We start from the raw sequence: 20,137 nt of genomic DNA, 5'->3' as shown, positions 1-20,137 counted from the left end.
TTAGAGAAACCATCTTTCCTAGATCAATGATTTAAATGCGAATAAGAATAGCGAAACAAACGACAAAATAATCTAGCTGTTTTTACTGGGCTAGCGATAAATAATAAAGTGAATGAGGTGAATGGAATGAGTAACCCATCAAATACGATGCGAACCTTTACCGTTATTGTGATGCTTTTAATTGCTGCCTATCTGTTGATTGGGGGGGTATGGCTCATTCTACTCGGTGGTTCAATCTATTATGTGATTGCTGGTCTGCTAATTTTGGCATCAGCCTTTTTACTTAAAAGGGGGCAAGGTTCCTTTTTATGGGTGTACAGTTTCTTAATGCTAGCAACCATACTCTGGAGTTTATGGGAGGTTGGAACTGATTTTTGGGCTCTCGCACCTCGTTTGGATATTTTGGGGGTATTGGGTTTATGGTTACTCATTCCTGCAGTCACGCGCAATATGAGTCAAGTCCAAGGCAGCAAAATCGCCCTTTCGGGCACGTTGTTGATTGCTATTGCAGTTATGGTCTACGCGATTTTCAACGATCCCCAAGAAATTAATGGCGTCATTCAACAACCACAACCTGCATCGGCTCAAGCCATTGAGGGGGTGGCAGAACAAGACTGGCCCGCTTATGGACGTACTCAGGGCGGGGTGCGTTATTCACCTTTGACACAGATTAATGATCAAAATGTTAAAAATCTGAAAGTGGCTTGGACATTCCGCACAGGTGATGTCAAAACAGATAAAGATTCGGGAGAAACCACCAATCAGGTGACCCCGATTAAAGTGGGCAATAACTTATATATGTGTACCACTCACCAATGGTTAATTGCCTTGGATCCAGCAACGGGCAAGGAAAAATGGCGTTTTGATCCAAAATTGAAAGCCGACCATACTTTTCAGCATCTCACCTGTCGTGGGGTAATGTATTACGATGCCAATAATACAGCCGAGTTTGCGACCAGTTTGCAAAATCGAAAATCAGTTTCTGCCGAGTGTCCACGTAAGGTAATTGTTCCTGTGAATGATGGGCGTTTAGTCGCAGTGAATGCTGATACAGGCAAAGTCTGCTCAGATTTTGGTGAGCAAGGTGAAGTGAATTTACAAAAATTTATGCCTTATGCCTATCCTGGGGGCTATAACCCGACATCACCTGGGATTATTTCGGGTACAACAGTGGTTATTGCGGGTTCAGTCACGGATAACTATTCTTCCAAAGAGCCTTCTGGGGTCATTCGTGGCTATGATGTGAATACAGGTGAGTTGCTTTGGGTCTTTGATACAGGGGCACAAAATCCTAATGCCATGCCAAACGAAAATACGACCTTTGTACATAACTCTCCAAATGCGTGGGCACCTTTGGCTTATGACTCCAAACTGGATATCGTGTATGTACCAACAGGGGTAGGAACCCCCGATATTTGGGGCGGAGATCGTACTGAGTTAAAAGAGCGTTATGCCAATTCGATGTTGGCAATCAATGCCAGTACAGGCAAGCTGGTTTGGCATTTTCAAACGACCCATCATGATTTGTGGGATATGGATGTACCAGCGCAACCTTCTTTGGCAGATATTCAAGATACTACTGGAAAAACCGTCCCAGCGATTTATGTGTTAACCAAAACAGGGAATGTCTTTGTAGTAGACCGACGTACAGGCAAAGCGATCGTGCCTATTAACGAGCGCGCAGTCCCTCAAACAGTAAAACGCGGGCCACAAACCCAAGGCGAATACTATTCGGCAACCCAACCCTTTTCTGATTTAAATCTGGCACCACAAGACAAGTTAAAAGATAAAGACATGTGGGGCGCGACCATGTTTGATCAGTTAATTTGTCGGGTCTATTTCCATCGTTTGAATTATGACGGTATTTATACCCCACCTTCAGAAAATGGCACGTTGGTCTTTCCTGGGAATTTAGGCGTATTTGAATGGGGAGGCATGTCAGTGAATGCAGATCGTCAAGTTGCTGTCATGAATCCAATCGGATTGCCTTTTGTCAGCCGTTTAATTCCCGCAGATCCGAACCGTCAAGAAACGGCCAAAGGTGCAGGGACTGAACAAGGGGTACAGCCAATGTATGGTGTGCCTTATGGTGTGGAAATCAGTGCGTTCTTGTCTCCGCTCGGTTTACCGTGTAAGCAACCAGCTTGGGGCTATGTGGCGGGTGTAGATTTAAAAACCCATCAAGTGGTCTGGAAAAAGCGGATTGGGACTATCCGTGACAGTTTGCCAAAATTGTTCCAACTGCCACCTTTAAAAATTGGAGTACCTGGTTTGGGTGGTCCAATTTCAACCGCTGGTAATGTGATGTTTGTCGCTGGCACGCAGGATAATTATCTTCGTGCATTTAATGTCACCAATGGCGAGCAGTTGTGGGAAGGGCGTTTACCCGCAGGTGGTCAGGCAACACCAATGACCTATGAAAGCAATGGTAAGCAATATGTGGTCATTATGGCCGGCGGGCATGGTTCTTTTGGCACCAAGATGGGGGATTATTTGGTCGCCTATGCTTTGCCAGATAGTAAATAAAAATTGTCATAAAAATGCTCACTTTGGTGGGCATTTTTATTGGGGATTTAATTCTATTTGGGTATATTAAGACTTTATTTAAATTACAGAAAAATATGCAGAACATAGAAAAAACAGAACTATCTAAACAGGAAATATCAAATAAACCAAATACATGGTTACTTATTTTATTGACATTATTAAGTCCTGTTTTTGGTTTGCTTTATTTAGGATATGGCAAAAAAGCTTTAATTTATTTTTTATTGACCCTACTTACAACTTGGAAAGCATTACCTTATACCGATGTCACATTTCTTTTAACCTATGTTTTAGGTGTGATCTATACTATCAATTTGGGCTTTTCATCCCCGAGTTTACGATGGAAAAGATATCATCACTTGCTTCAAGGTATCGCAATTTTTGCAATATTATGGGCTGCTTTACGAATTCTATTTTTTGATTTTTATTCCGTACCAGCAGACAGCATGCGACCTACTATCCATTCCGGAGATTATGTCATTATGCGCCGTACAGGTTTGGGACTGGTGGATCAGCTTGCTCATCGTAATGTCCAATTACGCAACTTTAAAGCTGGCGATATTATTGTCTTCAAATATCCAGTTAATCCTGAAATTCACTATATCAAAAGGGTGATTGCTTTACCTAAAGACAGGATTGCTTTTGAACGAGGTCAAATCATCCTTAATGGGAAGCCATTAGTCTTAAAAATGATTCGTACAGAAGAATTAGACGGTGTTGATACGCAGGTTTATGAAGAAGCATTTGGTTCACAGTCTCATCTCATGCAAATTATACCGAGCAATACAATCGAAGAGTACCCTTTTATGGAAAATTGTCCAATCTATAATACTCGTCATGAATGTGTCGTACCAGAAGGGATGGTTTTTGTTCTGGGAGATAATCGTGATCAGAGTGCCGATAGTCGTTATTGGGGTTTTGTGCCTGCAAACAATATTCTAGGGAAAGTTGTTTGGTATTCAGGAATTTAAGCTTATCAATAAAACCGCTATGAAATATGTAAAAAACGCGTTTTGTTGATAGTCTAAATATCGTTATGCTGTGAGCCGTTATAATGAAACTACTAGCTGTACGCCATGTATTTATATACTGATTTTGATCAGCAACTGATCAATGAACGTGTTGCACAGTTCCGTGACCAAACGGAACGTTATTTAGCGGGTAAACTCACTGAAGATGAATACCGTCCGCTACGTCTCCAAAACGGTTTATACGTCCAACGCTATGCGCCGATGTTACGTATTGCTGTTCCTTATGGTTTGATGAGCTCTACGCAGTTACGCAAGGTTGCGGAATTGGCGAAAGAATATGACCGTGGTTATGCACACGTGTCAACACGTCAAAACATTCAGTTTAACTGGCCTGCACTTGAAAATGTGCCTGACATGCTTGCCGAATTGGCAACTGTGCAGATGCATGCGATTCAAACTTCAGGTAACTGTATTCGTAACACCACAACTGACCAATATGCAGGTGTAGTTGCGGGTGAGGTTGCTGATCCACGTCCAACGTGTGAATTGATTCGTCAATGGTCAACCTTCCACCCAGAATTTGCCTTCTTACCACGTAAGTTCAAAATTGCGGTGTCTGCTTTAGAAGAAGTAGATCGTGCTGCAACGTCATTCCATGATATTGGTGTGTATATCGTGAAAAATGCAGCGGGTGAGATCGGTTATAAAATCAAAGTGGGTGGCGGTCTAGGTCGTACACCAATCATTGGTTCAATCATCAAAGAATGGTTGCCACGTGAAGATTTGATTGCTTATCTTGAAGCGGTACTTCGTGTGTATAATTTACACGGCCGCCGTGACAACAAATACAAAGCCCGTATCAAAATTTTAGTCAAAGCATTAACGCCTCAAGTGTTTGCAGAAAAAGTGGAAGCAGAATTTGCTCACACTGTGCAAACGCTAAAAGTAGATGCTGAAACTTTAGCGAAACTTGATGAAGAATTTACTCCATTTGCATATCAGCAATTGGCAGATGAAGACTTCACAGCATTATTTGCTGAATATCCGAAGTTTAAACAATGGTTCAACATTAATACCAATACACATAAAGTGACAGGTTACCGTGTAGTGACCATTTCGCTAAAACGCGCAGGTATTGCACCAGGTGACGTGACGACTGAAGAAATGAATTTGATTGCAGACCTTGCAGACAAATACACCTTTGGTGAATTACGTACCACGCATGAACAAAACATTTCGTTGGTCGATGTACCTCAAAAAGACTTGTTTGAGTTGTGGCAAACGCTTGAACAACATGACTTGGCGCGTGCGCATATTGGTTTTATTACCGATATTATTTGCTGCCCAGGTGGTGACTTCTGTTCATTGGCAAATGCGAAATCGATTCCAATTTCTGAAGCGATTTCACGTCGTTTTGATGACCTAGATACGGTTTACAATTTGGGTCATATCGACTTGAACATTTCAGGTTGTATGAATGCTTGTGGTCATCACCACGTGGGTAATATTGGTATTTTAGGTGTCGATAAAAAAGGTGCTGAATTCTACCAAATTACTTTAGGCGGTAATGCAGACCATGATGCTTCGATTGGTGACATCTTAGGGCCATCATTTGCAGCAGAAGTTGTACCTGACATTATTGAAGAAATTCTGAATACTTATCTTGATTTACGTCAAGAAGGTGAAGAGTTTATTGAAACTTATCGCCGTGTTGGCATTCAACCATTCAAGGAGCGTGCTTATGCTTAATACCGCACTTCAAGTGCTCTCTAAAGATGGCACAGTGGCAGACAATAGTTACCAATTCATTGGCGAAGATGCTGTATTACCGCAAGGTGATGTGGTATTGACTGTTGATCAGTTGGATCAACTTACCAATATTACAGGTAAAAAAGCATTATTGATTACTGTGGATGCTTCTCCTGAAATTAATGAATTTCCTTTAAATCAATTAGATGCGATCTTTATTGATTTTGCGGGTTTCAACGATGGTCGTGGTTATTCATTTGCTGCATTGTTGCGTCGCCAAGGTTTCCAAGGCGAATTACGTGCGACAGGTGATGTGTTTAAGGATGTCTTAAACTATATGAAGCGTTCTGGTTTCGATACTTTTGTGATTAAAGAAGGTAAAGATATTCAGGAAGCTGCGGCAGGTTTAAATGATTTTAGACATCCGTATCAAGCATCCACTGCGGTTGCTCAAGCAAGTTATCAAACTGGGGCTTAAGTCCTTCAGTTAAAAAAAGCCAGATAAAATCTGGCTTTTTTTATAACAGCCATCTTTACAAAAAAATCATTTGTTCTTTGGTGAAACATTACATCTCTTCAAGTTGGCAATTCACCATCCATTTCACGCCAAACTGATCGGTAAATGCCGCATAGAGTGCACCCCAAAAGGTCTTTTCCAAGGGCATTTCAATTTGCCCATTTTGTGACAGCGCTTCATACAGACGTTGTGCTTCTGCTTGTTCATGCTTTTCTAAATTAATGGAAATGTAGTGATTGGTGCCTTTGATAAAAGGGCTATTTGCTGCACAAAACTGTTCAGTGGTATCGGAGGCCATCAGAATTGTAAATTCATTAATTGGTAAGGAAACATGTAGAATATAATTTTTTTCGGCATCGCTGAGCTGAGATTTTTCATCAGAGGGCATATCACCATAACGTTTTAGCATGGCAAACTCACCACCGAACACAGATTTATAAAAATTAAAAGCAGCTTCGGCTTCACCTTGGAAATTCAGATAATGGTTGAGTTGCATTGTTATATGTTCCGTTTTTTATTTTGGGTGTCTTAATTTAACAGTCTTGATCAAAAAGAATAATGAAAAAATGTAAGTATAAAAAATCCCCCGTTAAGGAGGATTTTTACTTAAGAATAGCGAATAGTAGAATGTTGAAACTTATAAAAGTTCAATTGCAACAGCCGTTGCTTCACCGCCACCAATACATAAAGCTGCAATCCCTTTCTTACCGCCAGTACGTTTTAAGGCGTGAATGAGCGTTAAAATAACCCGTGAACCTGTTGAACCGACTGGGTGACCTAGCGCACAAGCACCACCATTAATGTTCACTTTTGCAGGATCAAGTTTAAAGTCATCCATTGGGCACATGGTTACCATGGCAAACGCTTCATTGATTTCCCAAAGATCAACGTCTTGCGCATCCCAACCAGTTTTCTTTAACACTTTCTCAATTGCACCAACAGGAGCAATCGTAAACTCAGAAGGATGTTGAGAGTTTGATGCATAAGCCAAGATTTTAGCCAATGGCTGTAAACCTTTTGCAGATGCATTATCCGCTGAAGTTAAAACTAAAGCTGATGCACCATCAGAAATTGAGCTGGCATTTGCAGCAGTAATGGTACCGTCTTTGGCAAATGCTGGGCGTAATGTAGGAATTTTTTCAATGTTGGCGTTGAAAGGTTGTTCATCTTTATCGATAACAACATCACCTTTACGTGTTGAAACGGTCACAGGGACAATTTCATCTGCAAAGTAACCTTCGTTGACCGCAGTTTGCGCACGTAGTAATGAACGAATTGCAAATGCGTCCATTTGCTCACGTGTATAGCCACGGGTATTGGCCATATCTTGTGCAAATGAGCCCATTAAACGACCAGTTTCAGCATCTTCTAAACCATCAAGAAACATGTGATCTTTAACTTCGCCATGACCCATGCGGTAACCCGCACGTGCTTTGGTCAAGACATAGGGTGCATTGGTCATAGACTCCATACCACCTGCAACCACGATTTCAGCAGAACCTGCTTTAATCATATCGGCAGCTTGCATGACTGCTTTCATGCCAGAACCACATAATTTATTGATTGTAACGGCACCTGTTGAATCTGGTAAACCTGCTTGACGCATAGCTTGGCGAGCAGGACCTTGTTTCAGACCAGCAGGTAAAACGCAGCCCATAATGACTTCTTCTACATCGGTCGGTTGTAGGCCAGCACGAGCAATCGCTTCCTTGATGGTTGTTGCACCAAGTTCTGGTGCAGTTAGACCAGATAAACTTCCTTGAAAACCGCCCATTGCAGTACGTGCGCCATTTACAATCACGATATCAGTCATTGATATATCTCCGAACGAGTATAATTGGTTATTGTTCAATCTCATGCAGTATATTGAAAACTGGAAATTAGATGTTGCTTTTGCTGTTGACTCATCGGTTTTCAACAATTGCTTAGGTCAATGCTGCGTGAATTACCCATTTTATTCAGGATAATCTTCATATGTTTTACAGTTGATGAGCAGTAATAGAAACTGCCGTTTGAGCCGATGGGCAGACCATCTTCAGCCATAAAATTAAGGCTGGAGAAGTGCAAGGTTCCACGCCAGTTTAATGTGCCGTAGGACAAGTCCGTACGTTCTTGGGTAATTAAGGTTTCATTCAAATCTAGCTGTCTATTTTGATTGGAATCGAGAAATAAAATAAAACCTTGTTCCCACATCGCTTCTTTACAGTTTTGCATGTCTTGTGAAGAGCACATTACAACATTGGTATGATGTATAGCAGCATGCTGTTTTGCGAGTTGTATACTACCTACAACTTGTCTAAAAATTGTTCTGCGCTCTTGGTTTGCTTTCATTTCGTGGTAATAAGGTAAAGCAAGTGTAACAAGTATTGACAAAACTAATATTGTAATGGCAAGTTCTACTAATGTATAAGCCATATATTTATTGAGGTGCATATAAAATAACCTAAGTACCTGTATTTTTTTAAGTTAATAATGAATATTAATCTCTTGTTTTTTATTCATTTTATAATGAAAAATGTGTTTCTCAGTGAATAAGAAAATGCTATAGTGAATCGCAAGTGAGGATAAGCTATTCTTAAAAAGCAAGAGATTATAAATTTACTGAACTACAACTGAAATTGTAAGTAATTTTGTCAATAATTTACTTGATTAAAATTATCAAACACTTGGACAAACGAATTAAGTGTTTGTATTATTCAAGGTGAGTAGCTTAAAAATAAAACTGGGGTATTTAAAAAAGCCTATCTCAGGATAGCTAAAATTTTAGGCTTAGCTTGAACAACAATTGTTTATCTCTGGAGGATAAATCCATGAAAATGAGTCGTATTGCTTTAGCGATGCTCGTTGCTGCACCTTTAGCTGCTGCTAATGCTGGTGTAACCATTACTCCTTTAATGCTCGGTTATACTTGGCAGGATTCTGAGCATAATAATGACAAACTAACTAGCCATGCAGAATTACAAGACGATATGTTCGTTGGTGCTGCATTAGGTGTTGAGTTAACTCCATGGTTAGGCTTTGAAGCTGAATATAACCAAGTTAAGGGTGATCTTGACGGTACTGGCGTACAGGGTGCTGAATACAAACAACGTACTGTAGCTGGTAACTTCTATGCTACTTCTGATTTGTTCACTAAAAACTATGACAGCAAAATCAAGCCATACGTACTTTTAGGTGCTGGTCAGACTAAAACTGACTTTGATGGCATTTATGCAGACAAAGAAGACACGATTGGTAATGCTGGTCTAGGTGCTTTCTGGCGCTTAAACGACGCATTGTCTCTTCGTACTGAAGCTCGTGGTACTTATGACTTTGATGAAAAGTTCTGGAACTACACAGCTTTAGCTGGTCTTAACGTTGTTCTTGGTGGTCACTTGAAACCTGCTGCACCAGTAGTAGAAGTTGAGCCAGTTACTCCAGTTGAGCCAGTTCCTGAGCAATTGACTGAAGACCTTAACATGGAACTTCGTGTATTCTTTGATACGAATAAATCAAACATCAAAGATCAATACAAGCCAGAAATTGCTAAAGTTGCTGAGAAGTTAGTTGAATATCCAAACGCTACTGCTCGCATCGAAGGTCACACAGATAACACTGGTCCACGTGCATTGAACGAACGTTTATCTTTAGCTCGTGCTAACTCTGTTAAATCTGCTCTTGTAAATGAATACAATGTAGATGCATCTCGTTTGTCTACTCAAGGTTTCGCTTGGGATCAACCGATTGCTGACAACAAAACTAAAGAAGGTCGTGCTATGAACCGTCGCGTATTCGCGACAATCACTGGTAGCCGTACTGTTACAGTACAACCTGGTCAAGCTCAATAATTAATTATTGATTTTGATTTGAGAAAGCAGCCTTAAGGCTGCTTTTTCTTTGCGATAAAAAAATAAATGCTTTATTTTGCATTAAAAAACGAGCCAATAGGCCCGTTTTTCTTCAATCTTGAATCTGTATCTATTTACTGACCATCAAAGGTAATATGTGAGCTTGCATTCATTAAGCGATCAGCTCCCTCTTCAGAGAGTTTGATTTGTAAGCGTAAATCATTTGGTGAATCGGCGTGTTTCAGTGCATCTTTATAGGTGATTTGCTTGGCTTTATACAAATCATAAAGTGCTTGGTCAAAGGTTTGCATACCGAGTTCACGTGAACGCTTCATTAAATCTTTAATTTCATGAATATCACCCTTGCGGATTAAATCAGAAATTAATGGTGAATTAATCAAGATCTCAATCGCAGCGCGACGTGAATTACCATCTGGGGTTGGAATAAGTTGCTGTGCAACCATGGCTTTTAGGTTTAAAGATAAATCCATAAACAGTTGACTGTGTCGGTCCGCTTCAAAGAAGTGGATAATACGGTCAATGGCTTGGTTGGCGTTGTTGGCATGCAGTGTTGCAAAAACTAAATGTCCTGTTTCTGCGAAGGCAATCGCATAGTCCATGGTCTCACGTGAACGAATCTCACCAATCAGAATCACATCGGGTGCTTGACGCAAAGTATTCTTCAATGCAATTTCAAAGGAATCAGTATCGATACCCACTTCACGTTGAGTGATAATACACCCCGCATGTTCGTGAATAAATTCGATCGGGTCTTCAATGGTAATGATATGACCTTTCGAATTGTGATTACGAAAACCAATAATTGAAGCCAATGATGTTGATTTACCAGTACCTGTTGCACCAACAAAGATAATGATGCCACGTTTGGTCATGGCTAAATCTTTGAGTACTGGAGGAAGCTTGAGTTCATCCATCGTTGGAATTTTGGTTTCAATACGACGTAACACCATGCCAGGTTGGTCGCGTTGTTGAAAAGCACTGACACGGAAACGTGCTGTTTTATCACGATTCATAATCGCAAAGTTGCATTCGCGTGTTTCAGCGAATTCTTTGCGTTGTTTATCGCTCATAATTGAATTTAAGAGCTGACCAACAATTTCACCTGTTAACTTGGTTTTCGCAACAGGAATAATTTGACCGTTAATTTTCATGGATGGTTCAACGTCAGCTGTGACGAAAAGGTCAGATGCTTTTTGTTGAATCATGAGATTGAGTAAGTCGTTAAAGTCCATAACCTTATCCTAATTCCGTTTTGATATTCTTATAAGAATGATTCTGGTTGTTTGGCAACAGTACGTGCTGTTTGTGGACTAATGATACCTTTAGATACCAGCGTTTTAAGGCTTTGGTCTAAGGTGGACATACCATAGTTAGCACCTGTTTGGATCGCAGAGTACATTTGCGCAACTTTGTTCTCACGAATTAGGTTACGAATAGCAGGAATACCAATCATGATTTCATGCGCGGCGACACGGCCACCACCATTTTTCTTTAAGAGTGTTTGTGAGATAACCGCTTGTAATGATTCAGAAAGCATGGCACGAACCATATCTTTTTCTTCAGCGGGGAATACATCAATCACACGGTCAATGGTTTTGGCCGCAGAAGTGGTATGCAGTGTACCGAAAACCAAGTGACCTGTTTCTGCAGCGGTCAGGGCTAGGCGAATGGTTTCAAGGTCACGCATCTCACCAACTAAAATAATGTCTGGATCTTCACGTAGTGCAGAACGTAATGCTTCGTTAAAGCCATGCGTATCACGATGTACTTCACGTTGATTAATCAGGCATTTTTTTGATTGGTGTACAAATTCGATTGGATCTTCGACGGTTAAAATGTGGTCATAACGCTTGTCGTTAATATAGTCGATCATGGCTGCTAACGTGGTCGATTTACCAGAACCCGTTGGGCCCGTGACTAAAACTAAACCACGTGGTAAGTCACAAAGCTCTTTAAATGTTTGTCCTAATCCCAAGTCATCCATGGTAAGAACTTTTGAAGGAATGGTACGGAATACTGCGCCAGCGCCGCGGTTTTGGTTAAATGCGTTTACACGGAAACGTGCGATGCTTGGAACTTCGAAGGAAAAGTCAGTTTCCAATTGTTCTTCAAAGTCACGACGTTGTTTGTCATTCATAATATCGTACACCAGTTTGTGTACTTCTTTATGTTCTAAAGCTGGTAAGTTAATGCGACGTACTTCACCATCTACGCGAATCATTGGTGGCATACCCGCAGATAAGTGTAAGTCAGAAGCCCCGTTTTTTGCAGAAAAAGCCAATAATTCTGTAATGTCCATGAATTCCCCGAGATCATATAAATCTTAATTATTTTGATAGAATAATAAGGCTTTCCTGCCACTTAACCAACAGTTAGAGTTGCTTGAACGTAAAAAAAGATGAATGAAATGAGAATATCGTCAATGAATAGTTTGAAAGAGTCGCGAAATCAAGTTTTAGGGCAAATTGAGGCTGCGTGTCAACAGGCAGGACGTCAGGCAGAAACTGTGCAATTGCTTGCAGTATCGAAAACTCATCCAAGTGAAGCATTGCGTGAGATGTATGCAACAGGACAGCGTGAGTTTGGTGAAAACTACTTACAAGAAGCCCTTGAAAAAATTGAGACTTTGGCTGATCTGGAGATTGAGTGGCATTTTATTGGGCATGTGCAGCGTAACAAGACCAAGCATCTGGCGGAAAAATTTGCTTGGGTGCATGGGGTAGATCGTTTAATTATTGCTGAGCGTTTATCGAGTCAACGTTTAGCAACTCAGCCACCTTTGAATATTTGCTTGCAAGTCAATATTGATGGGCAAGACAGTAAAGATGGCTGTCAGCCAGAAGAAGTTGCAGAGTTGGTACAAAAGCTGAGCCAACTTCCGCATTTAAGACTTCGTGGCATCATGGTCATTCCTGCACCGCATAATACAGCGGCATTATGGGATGCCAAAACGCTGTTTAATCAGGTGAAAACACTCCATGCACATCCTGAAGATTGGGATACTTTAAGTATGGGCATGTCAGCAGATTTGGAGGCTGCGATTGCGGCAGGTTCGACGATGGTACGGATTGGGACGGCATTATTTGGTGCGCGAGATTATTCGAAATAGATGTCGGTGGTTTTTTGTAGGTTTTGGCTGACAGCATTTGATCCTTATAGCGTCTCGCAATCCTAATGATTTATTTATATGATGGATTTATCAGGAACAGGATGTTTCTTTACAATAACAATAATAGTGTAGAACGGATGCAAAACGGTACGACAGGAGTTATACCGCAGCAAGAATCTAATAAAGCCTCGACAGGAAGTCGGGGCTTTTTAGTTTAAAATATACGGTTTTGTATATTGATTATCTGATTGGAAAACTCCAGAACTCATCTGCTTCGACTGCGATTATGTAAGCTTTATTTTGTATATAGTTAATTTTTAATGGTAAATTTAAGAAGTAAAAAACAGCCCGAAGGCTGTTTTTTAAGAGGAAATTATTCTCGCTCTATCTTCATCGGGCTAACATCCATTTCTTGATAAGAAATCAACTTGGTTTTGTATTTCCATTTATAACCGAGCCAAATCACCAAGAATAAGAAAATCCCAATATAGGTGGATAAAACTGATAACCACTCACCCGCAAGTACCGCTTGGTAATTCTGACCTAGAACCACAATTGAGCAGAGAATAAAAGCAAACCATGGCGCAAAAGGGAAGAATTTTGCACGATAAGCTAAATCTTCAATCTTATGTCCTTGAGTAATATAGCCTTTACGGAAGCGATAGTGTGAAACCGCAATCCCTAACCAAACAATAAAACCGCACATGCCTGACATATTCAGTAGCCAGTTAAATACTTGCTCTTCACCAATAAAGGTGGTTAAGAAGCAGAGTGCAGCAATTGCTGTGGTTGCAAACAGTGCATTCATTGGCACGCCACGTGGGTCGAGTTTGCCAAAGACTTTAGGCGCACTGCCATTCTGTGCCATGTTAAACAGCATACGGGTTGAGGTATACATGCCCGAGTTACCTGCTGAAAGAATCGCAGTTAAAATCACAGCATTCATTGCACTCGCAGCAAAAGCAAAACCTGCTTTTTCATAGAGTAAGGTAAAAGGAGAAAGCGCAATATTTTCAGATGAAGCAGCTTGTAGAAGCAATGGATCATCATAGGAAATGAGTGTACCGATAATAAAAATACACACCACATAAAATAACAAGATACGCCAAAAGATTTGCTTGATGGCAATCGGAATGGTTTTTTGCGGGTCTTTAGATTCACCTGCTGCAACCCCAACCATTTCTGTACCTTGGAACGAGAATCCTGCAATCATGGCTACACCAATCAGTGCAGTTAGACCACCAACAAAGGGTGCTTCACCTTTGGACCAGTTCGCGAATGTTGTGACACCAGGCGTCATCATGATTTTAGCAATCATGAAGATACCAATGATGATAAACACAATAATGGCAAAGACTTTAACCAATGAGAAGAAGAACTCGCTTTCACCAAAGCCTTTCACTGTGAGGGCATTGATCCCGAAGACAACAGCTAAGAACAGGGCACTCCAGTAGAAACCAGGTATATCTGGGAACCAGAATTTCATAATAAATTGGACAGCAACCAATTCAAATGCAACCGTAATGGCCCAGTTGTACCAATAGTTCCAGCCGAGGGCAAAACCAAAGCCGCCTTCAACATACTTGGTGCCGTAAGTGAAAAAGGCACCTGAAGTTGGGTTATGGGTCGCAAGTTCACCTAGGCTGGTCATGAGAAAGTAAATCATCACACCAATTAAGCAGTAGGCTAACAATGCACCGCCTGGACCAGCATTTGCAATGGTTGCACCTGAGGCCAAGAATAAACCTGTACCAATAGAACCACCAATGGCGATCATATTCAGATGACGAGCTCCAAGCTTACGCTTGAGTTGAGCTGGTTGAGTCGTTTCGCTCATCGTTGTTCCTTAAGATTTCTTTTGTGCGCTAGCAAACAGCACTTTAAAGCCTTGTTGATCGGCTTTGGTTGTACATTGACCAAAACTTTGCTCAATAAGTAATGGGTAATTCAAAAAGCGATTGGCAACAATCCACAATTCGCCATCTGATTTCAGATGACGGCGGGAAGTTTTGCATAAATTTTCGCTGGCATTGTAATCTGTATGAATGCCTTGATGGAATGGGGGATTACTGACGATTGCGTGCAAAAAGAGGGGTGCATCCTCAATTCCACGGACTGCTTTAATCTCAAGTTGTTCTGGTAAAAGATTATTTCTTTCAAAGGTCATTTTGGTAGAGGCGAGTGCAAAGGCATCGACATCTAAAGAAAAAATGCGGTTTTTCGGATTCAATTTGGCTAAATAGGCGCTGATTACACCAGCACCACAGCCAAAGTCTGCAATTTTGCCAGAGGTGACCTGTGAAAGGTGAGGTAATAACACGGCGGTACCCACGTCTAGGCGGTTTTGGCTAAACACACCGGGTAATGCACAAATCTGTAATTCACCTTTAGGGGTTGGTACCGTGTAATGTTGTGCCCAATCGGCCAAAGGTTTTGCTGTTACGGTCTTTTCGGTGACCAATTGCCACATTTGACAATGTCGAGCGCTGTCTAATTTGAGGCTTTTGCCAAAAGGTTGCAGTTGCTTTGCTGCACGTTCCACGCCACCTTTTTTTTCACCAACTAAAAAGATGGAAGAACCTACGGCCATACGACCGACCAGTTGGTATAGGACGTAGTTGAGTAGTTCTTTTGATTTTGGGACAAAGACGATTGCCTGTTCAAAACCTGTCTCTGGCAAATCGGTGCCAAAATGTACAGAGCTTTGTTGGGCTTGAAAATATTGTAATTCGTTAAAATTCCAAGTCCAAAAATGGGTTTCAACTGTCCCTGCCAGTTCTGAACTTAATTCATCACACGGTGCATTGACCAACAGAACTGAACCAGAAAGAAATGTTTGCTGACGAAGAATAACTTCACTTCGTGGATCCATCTTATTTACTCCATAGTAAAAACGATGCCCAGACAATGCTGGGCAAGGTGCATACAGAAATGAAAACTTATTTCTTCGTTTCAGGAAGCACAATATTTAAAACCAGTGCGGCAATACCACCTGTTGCAACACCTGAACTAAAAATGTTACGGAACAATTCAGGCAGGTGCTCTAAAATTTGTGGTACTTGAGCAACGCCCAGTCCTAATGCGAGTGAAATCGCAATAATGAGCAGGGCGCGACGGTCTAGATGTACTCCTGCAAGAATATTAATGCCTGATGCTGCTACAGCACCAAACATGACCATGACAGCACCGCCTAACACGGCTTGAGGAACGGCTTGAATCACGCCTGCAACCGCAGGAAGTAAACCCAAAATGACCAACAAGGCGGCAATCCAGATACCGACGTAGCGACTCGCAACGCCAGTAAGTTGAATCACACCATTGTTTTGCGCAAAGACCGAGCTAGGGAAGGTATTGAAAATACCCGCGAGGAATGAGTTTGCCCCATTGACCAATACACCGCCTTTAATGCGTTCCATCCATATTGCACCATCGACTGGTTGGTTGGAAAGCTTAGAGGTTGCCGTAATATCACCAATTGCTTCTAAAGATGTGACCAGATAAATAAAGGCCATAGGAATAAACAAGCTCCAAGAGAAGTCAATTCCAAAGTGCATTGGTGTGGGTATTTGTACCAAAGGAGCATCTTTTAGACCTGAAAAATCGAGATGTCCCATAAAGGCTGCAAGGATATAGCCGACAATCAGTGCGATTAAAATGGCTGAACTTTTGACCCAAGTAATATGAATACGGTTCAATATAATGATCAGTGCCAGCACTGTACACGACATGATTAAGTTGTCTGCATTGGCAAAGGTATTGTTTGACATGGCTTGATAGCCACCGCCCATGCTGATTAAGCCTTCCTTAATTAAAGTCAGACCAATCAACAGCACCACAATGCCTGTGACCAATGGGGTAATGAGCATTTTGACCCAAGGCAAAATACGCGAAACGCCCATCTCAATGAATGAACCTGCAATCACCACGCCAAAAATCGCTGCCATAACTGATTCTACAGGTGTGCCTGCAGCAACCATGGCAGACCCAATTCCAATAATTGGGCCAATAAAGTTAAAACTTGTGCCTTGAACAATCAGTAAACCTGCGCCAAAAGGACCCACTTTTTTACATTGTAAGAAGGTTGCTATGCCAGAAATAACCAAAGACATGGATAAAATCATGTTGGTATCTTTTTGGGATACGCCTAAAGCTAAGCAGATGAGTAAGCCCGGCGTAACAATCGGAACAATAATGGCAAGTAAGTGCTGAAAAGCAGCGAGGAAAGCAATCAGCGGCTTTGGACGGTCATTTAAACCATAGACCAAGTCAAGCTGATCTTGCGAATGGGGAGATTGATTCTGATGAGACATAAGCCAAAAGCTGTGGGCCAAGATGGCGCTATTCTAATCGAGTTACACGGCTTTACAAAACAAAATGCCGACCACTTGTGAAAAAAAATGAGCTTGTCAATAAACTGTCACTACTAAAATCTATTATTTTTCTGTATAATTTGCCCTCAAGTTTTAGACTTATCGAATTCTATGTCAGATATCAAAAATCTCCGCAATATTGCAATTATTGCCCACGTCGACCACGGTAAAACCACACTTGTCGATAAATTACTTCAACAATCAGGTGCTCTCGGTGATCGCGCAGGTGAGATTGAGCGTGTCATGGATTCGGGCGCTATTGAAAGTGAACGTGGTATTACCATTCTTGCAAAGAACACTGCAATTAAATGGACTGATGCTCGTACGAATACTGAGTATCGTATTAACATCGTCGACACCCCGGGACACGCAGACTTCGGTGGTGAAGTTGAACGTGTAATGTCGATGGTTGACTGTGTATTGTTATTGGTTGACTCTCAAGAAGGTCCAATGCCACAAACTCGCTTTGTAACGCAAAAAGCGTTCGCGCGTGGTTTGAAACCAATCGTAATTATCAACAAAGTTGACAAACCAAGCGCACGTTGTGACTGGGTAATCGACCAAGTATTTGATTTATTTGATAACTTGGGTGCGACTGATGAACAGCTCGACTTCCCAGTTGTTTATGCATCTGGCTTACGTGGTGTTGCTGGTCCTTCTCCGGAAGAATTGGCTGACGACATGACCCCGTTATTCCAAACAATCGTTGACATTGTTGAACCACCAGCAGTTGATGCTGATGGTCCATTCCAAATGCAGATATCTTCACTTGACTATAACAGCTTCGTAGGTGTTATCGGTGTGGGTCGTATTCAACGTGGTTCAATTGGTTTGAATACACCTGTAACTGTCATTGATAAAGACGGTAAGACGCGTAACGGCCGTATCTTAAAAATTATGGGTTACCACGGTCTAGAGCGTGTTGATGTTGACTCTGCTCAAGCAGGCGATATCGTATGTATCACAGGTATTGATGAACTTCATATTTCTGACACCATTTGTGATCCGAAAAATGTTGAAGCTTTACCACCATTGTCTGTAGATGAACCTACAGTGACCATGACTTTCCAAGTAAACAATTCACCGTTTGCAGGTAAAGAAGGTAAATTCGTTACTTCACGTAACATCCGTGAACGTTTAGACCGCGAATTAATTCACAACGTAGCATTACGTGTAGAAGATACTGACAGTCCAGACCGTTTCAAAGTATCTGGCCGTGGTGAACTTCACCTTTCAGTTTTAATTGAAAACATGCGTCGCGAAGGTTTCGAAATGGGCGTATCTCGCCCACAAGTAATCATCAAAGAAATTGACGGTGAAAAACAAGAACCATACGAAAACGTAACTTTTGACGTTGAAGAACAGCACCAAGGTTCTGTAATGGAACAAATGGGTAGCCGTAAAGGTGAAATGACCAATATGGAAGTTGACGGTAAAGGCCGTATCCGTATTGAAGCAACTGTGCCTTCACGTGGTTTAATTGGTTTCCGTTCAGAATTCTTGACCATGACTTCTGGTACAGGAATCATGACTTCAAGCTTCTCTCACTACGGTCCGATGAAACAAGGTACTGTTGCGAAGCGTCAAAACGGTGTGTTGATTTCTATGGTTCAAGGTACTTGCCTTGGCTATGCACTGTTCAGCTTACAAGACCGTGGTCGTCTATTCGCTAAGCCACAGTTAGAAGTTTACGAAGGTATGATCGTTGGGATTAACTCACGTTCAGACGATATGGTGGTTAACCCAACTAAAGCGAAACAGTTAACTAACGTACGTGCTTCTGGTACTGATGATGCGTTGACTCTTGTTCCTGCTGTTGAATACACGCTTGAACAAGCGCTTGAGTTCATTGAAGATGATGAATTAGTTGAAGTAACACCTAAGTCAATCCGTATCCGTAAACGCTGGTTGACTGAAAACGAACGTAAGCGTAACAAATAAGTTATTCTTATCTTCGGATGATAAAAACCGCTGATTTTGATCAGCGGTTTTTTTTGTATAAGTTGTTCAACAAAGCGTTGTAGAAAATTTACAAAACCAAGTAAATTAGATGGAAATATATAGATTTCAATAATGTATACTTCATCACATAAATTAAAGTCAAAAAATAACTGGAGATTTCAATGAGCATTGTTCAAGAGTTTCGCGAATTTGCGGTAAAAGGCAACATGATTGATTTGGCTGTCGGTGTGATCATCGGTGGGGCATTTGGTAAGATTGTTGATTCATTGGTAAAAGACATTATCATGCCGCTGATTACTGTCATCACAGGTGGTGGTGTGGATTTCACGCAAAAATTCTTTGTTTTGGGCGATAATCCGAATAACCTACAATCCTTAGATGAGTTGACCAAAGCAGGGGTAAATGTCCTGACTTATGGTAACTTCCTTACCATTTTAATTAACTTCATCATCTTGGCATGGGTGGTGTTTTTAATGGTGAAAATGATTAACCGTATGCGTCGTAAGCAAGAAGAAGCAGCACCAGAACCAGCAGCAACACCTGAAGATATTCAATTACTACGTGAAATACGTGATGAATTAAAAAATAAATCTTAATCGATTTATATTTTATAAACGGCACTTTCAAGTGCCGTTTTTTATGTCATCAATTGAACATTAAGGGGCTAGTTTTTGTACATTTTTACGATTAAGATGCGCGCTGATTTTTTAATTAAAAGATGAAGATCCGATGAATCGATTGTTTGTCTACGGAACCTTACGCCCAAATCAGGAAAATGCGCATATTTTAGAAGGCATTGGCGGCACATGGCAAAAAGGCTATGTAAATGGTGTGGTACACATTTTGGATTGGGGGCCAGACCAAGGATTGCCCGCAATTGTACTCGACCAAGATGCCCCGAAAGTAGAAGGTTATTTTTTTAGTACAGACAAATTGATTGAACATTGGGCTTCGTTAGATGCCTTTGAAGGCATGCAGTATCAACGTGTCACTGTACAAGTTGAATTGGAGTCGGGCGAACGAACGGATGCGTGGATATATGAAATGAAAGCGGCTTAAACCGCTAT

Annotated in this window: 17 protein-coding genes; 9 read left to right on the top strand and 8 right to left on the bottom strand. The window is 41.2% G+C overall.

Translation table 11 applies throughout. The features are described from left to right. Positions 1-126 precede the first annotated feature (126 nt). The 4 genes from M5E07_RS13155 (at position 127) to M5E07_RS13140 (ending at position 5,742) form a co-directional block, all read left to right on the top strand. The gene (locus tag M5E07_RS13155; RefSeq protein WP_252219850.1) at positions 127-2,526 is read left to right on the top strand and encodes a glucose/quinate/shikimate family membrane-bound PQQ-dependent dehydrogenase; all 2,400 of its coding nucleotides are present in this window, start codon (positions 127-129) and stop codon (positions 2,524-2,526) included. Between the two features lie 14 nt (positions 2,527-2,540). Beyond that, entirely contained in the window at positions 2,541-3,515 is a 975-nt protein-coding gene (gene lepB, locus M5E07_RS13150) for a signal peptidase I (RefSeq protein ID WP_252219847.1), read from the top strand. A gap of 105 nt (positions 3,516-3,620) precedes the next feature. Continuing rightward, the gene (locus tag M5E07_RS13145) at positions 3,621-5,264 is read left to right on the top strand and encodes a nitrite/sulfite reductase (protein WP_252219844.1); all 1,644 of its coding nucleotides are present in this window, start codon (positions 3,621-3,623) and stop codon (positions 5,262-5,264) included. Continuing rightward, positions 5,257-5,742 carry a DUF934 domain-containing protein gene (locus tag M5E07_RS13140; protein ID WP_252219842.1) on the top strand — a complete coding sequence of 162 codons (486 nt, stop codon included), beginning with the start codon at positions 5,257-5,259 and terminating at the stop codon, positions 5,740-5,742. The genes M5E07_RS13145 and M5E07_RS13140 overlap by 8 nt, the downstream gene beginning before the upstream one ends. A gap of 88 nt (positions 5,743-5,830) precedes the next feature. Here the strand turns inward: M5E07_RS13140 and M5E07_RS13135 are convergent, their stop codons facing one another. The 3 genes from M5E07_RS13135 to M5E07_RS13125 form a co-directional block, all read right to left on the bottom strand. Beyond that, on the bottom strand, positions 5,831-6,277 hold the full coding sequence (locus M5E07_RS13135) for a VOC family protein (protein WP_116759996.1): 447 nt from the start codon (positions 6,275-6,277) through the stop codon (positions 5,831-5,833). A 141-nt stretch (positions 6,278-6,418) separates the two neighbouring features. Next, a complete protein-coding gene (locus M5E07_RS13130; RefSeq protein ID WP_252219840.1) occupies positions 6,419-7,594 on the bottom strand; it encodes a thiolase family protein in 1,176 nt (391 codons plus the stop codon). 101 nt (positions 7,595-7,695) lie between these two features. Continuing rightward, positions 7,696-8,214 carry a GspH/FimT family pseudopilin gene (locus M5E07_RS13125; RefSeq protein WP_252219838.1) on the bottom strand — a complete coding sequence of 173 codons (519 nt, stop codon included), beginning with the start codon at positions 8,212-8,214 and terminating at the stop codon, positions 7,696-7,698. A 377-nt stretch (positions 8,215-8,591) separates the two neighbouring features. Here M5E07_RS13125 and omp38 point away from each other — a divergent pair, with 377 nt between their 5' ends. Further along, positions 8,592-9,608 carry an outer membrane protein Omp38 gene (gene omp38, locus M5E07_RS13120; RefSeq protein ID WP_116760002.1) on the top strand — a complete coding sequence of 339 codons (1,017 nt, stop codon included), beginning with the start codon at positions 8,592-8,594 and terminating at the stop codon, positions 9,606-9,608. 134 nt (positions 9,609-9,742) lie between these two features. Here omp38 and M5E07_RS13115 read toward each other — a convergent pair whose 3' ends face one another. Together M5E07_RS13115 and M5E07_RS13110 are read right to left on the bottom strand one after the other, a co-directional pair. Further along, positions 9,743-10,861, bottom strand: coding sequence for a PilT/PilU family type 4a pilus ATPase (locus M5E07_RS13115; RefSeq protein WP_252219835.1), 1,119 nt, complete (start codon positions 10,859-10,861; stop codon positions 9,743-9,745). Between the two features lie 29 nt (positions 10,862-10,890). Further along, positions 10,891-11,928, bottom strand: coding sequence for a type IV pilus twitching motility protein PilT (locus M5E07_RS13110; RefSeq protein ID WP_116760006.1), 1,038 nt, complete (start codon positions 11,926-11,928; stop codon positions 10,891-10,893). A 123-nt stretch (positions 11,929-12,051) separates the two neighbouring features. Between M5E07_RS13110 and M5E07_RS13105 the strand changes: the two genes are divergently transcribed. Beyond that, positions 12,052-12,738, top strand: a complete 687-nt coding sequence (locus tag M5E07_RS13105; protein ID WP_116760008.1) for a YggS family pyridoxal phosphate-dependent enzyme — start codon at positions 12,052-12,054, stop codon at positions 12,736-12,738. A gap of 373 nt (positions 12,739-13,111) precedes the next feature. Here the strand turns inward: M5E07_RS13105 and M5E07_RS13100 are convergent, their stop codons facing one another. The 3 genes from M5E07_RS13100 to M5E07_RS13090 form a co-directional block, all read right to left on the bottom strand. Then, positions 13,112-14,575, bottom strand: a complete 1,464-nt coding sequence (locus tag M5E07_RS13100) for an amino acid permease (RefSeq protein ID WP_116760010.1) — start codon at positions 14,573-14,575, stop codon at positions 13,112-13,114. A 9-nt stretch (positions 14,576-14,584) separates the two neighbouring features. Then, complete coding sequence (locus tag M5E07_RS13095) at positions 14,585-15,610, bottom strand: methyltransferase (protein WP_252219832.1); 1,026 nt, start codon at positions 15,608-15,610, stop codon at positions 14,585-14,587. A 67-nt stretch (positions 15,611-15,677) separates the two neighbouring features. Further along, positions 15,678-17,048, bottom strand: coding sequence for a uracil-xanthine permease family protein (locus tag M5E07_RS13090; protein ID WP_252219829.1), 1,371 nt, complete (start codon positions 17,046-17,048; stop codon positions 15,678-15,680). 171 nt (positions 17,049-17,219) lie between these two features. Here M5E07_RS13090 and typA point away from each other — a divergent pair, with 171 nt between their 5' ends. The 3 genes from typA to M5E07_RS13075 all read left to right on the top strand — a co-directional run bounded on the left by typA (position 17,220) and on the right by M5E07_RS13075 (position 20,129). Continuing rightward, the gene (typA, locus tag M5E07_RS13085; RefSeq protein WP_116760016.1) at positions 17,220-19,049 is read left to right on the top strand and encodes a translational GTPase TypA; all 1,830 of its coding nucleotides are present in this window, start codon (positions 17,220-17,222) and stop codon (positions 19,047-19,049) included. Positions 19,050-19,231: 182 nt separating this feature from the next. Then, positions 19,232-19,666, top strand: a complete 435-nt coding sequence (mscL, locus tag M5E07_RS13080; protein WP_116760018.1) for a large conductance mechanosensitive channel protein MscL — start codon at positions 19,232-19,234, stop codon at positions 19,664-19,666. Positions 19,667-19,799: 133 nt separating this feature from the next. After that, the gene (locus tag M5E07_RS13075) at positions 19,800-20,129 is read left to right on the top strand and encodes a gamma-glutamylcyclotransferase family protein (protein WP_252219826.1); all 330 of its coding nucleotides are present in this window, start codon (positions 19,800-19,802) and stop codon (positions 20,127-20,129) included. Positions 20,130-20,137: the final 8 nt, after the last annotated feature.

The sequence above is a fragment of the Acinetobacter tibetensis genome, assembly GCF_023824315.1.
GTDB classification, from domain to species: domain Bacteria; phylum Pseudomonadota; class Gammaproteobacteria; order Pseudomonadales; family Moraxellaceae; genus Acinetobacter; species Acinetobacter tibetensis.
This window is presented reverse-complemented; position numbering and strand designations above follow the sequence as displayed.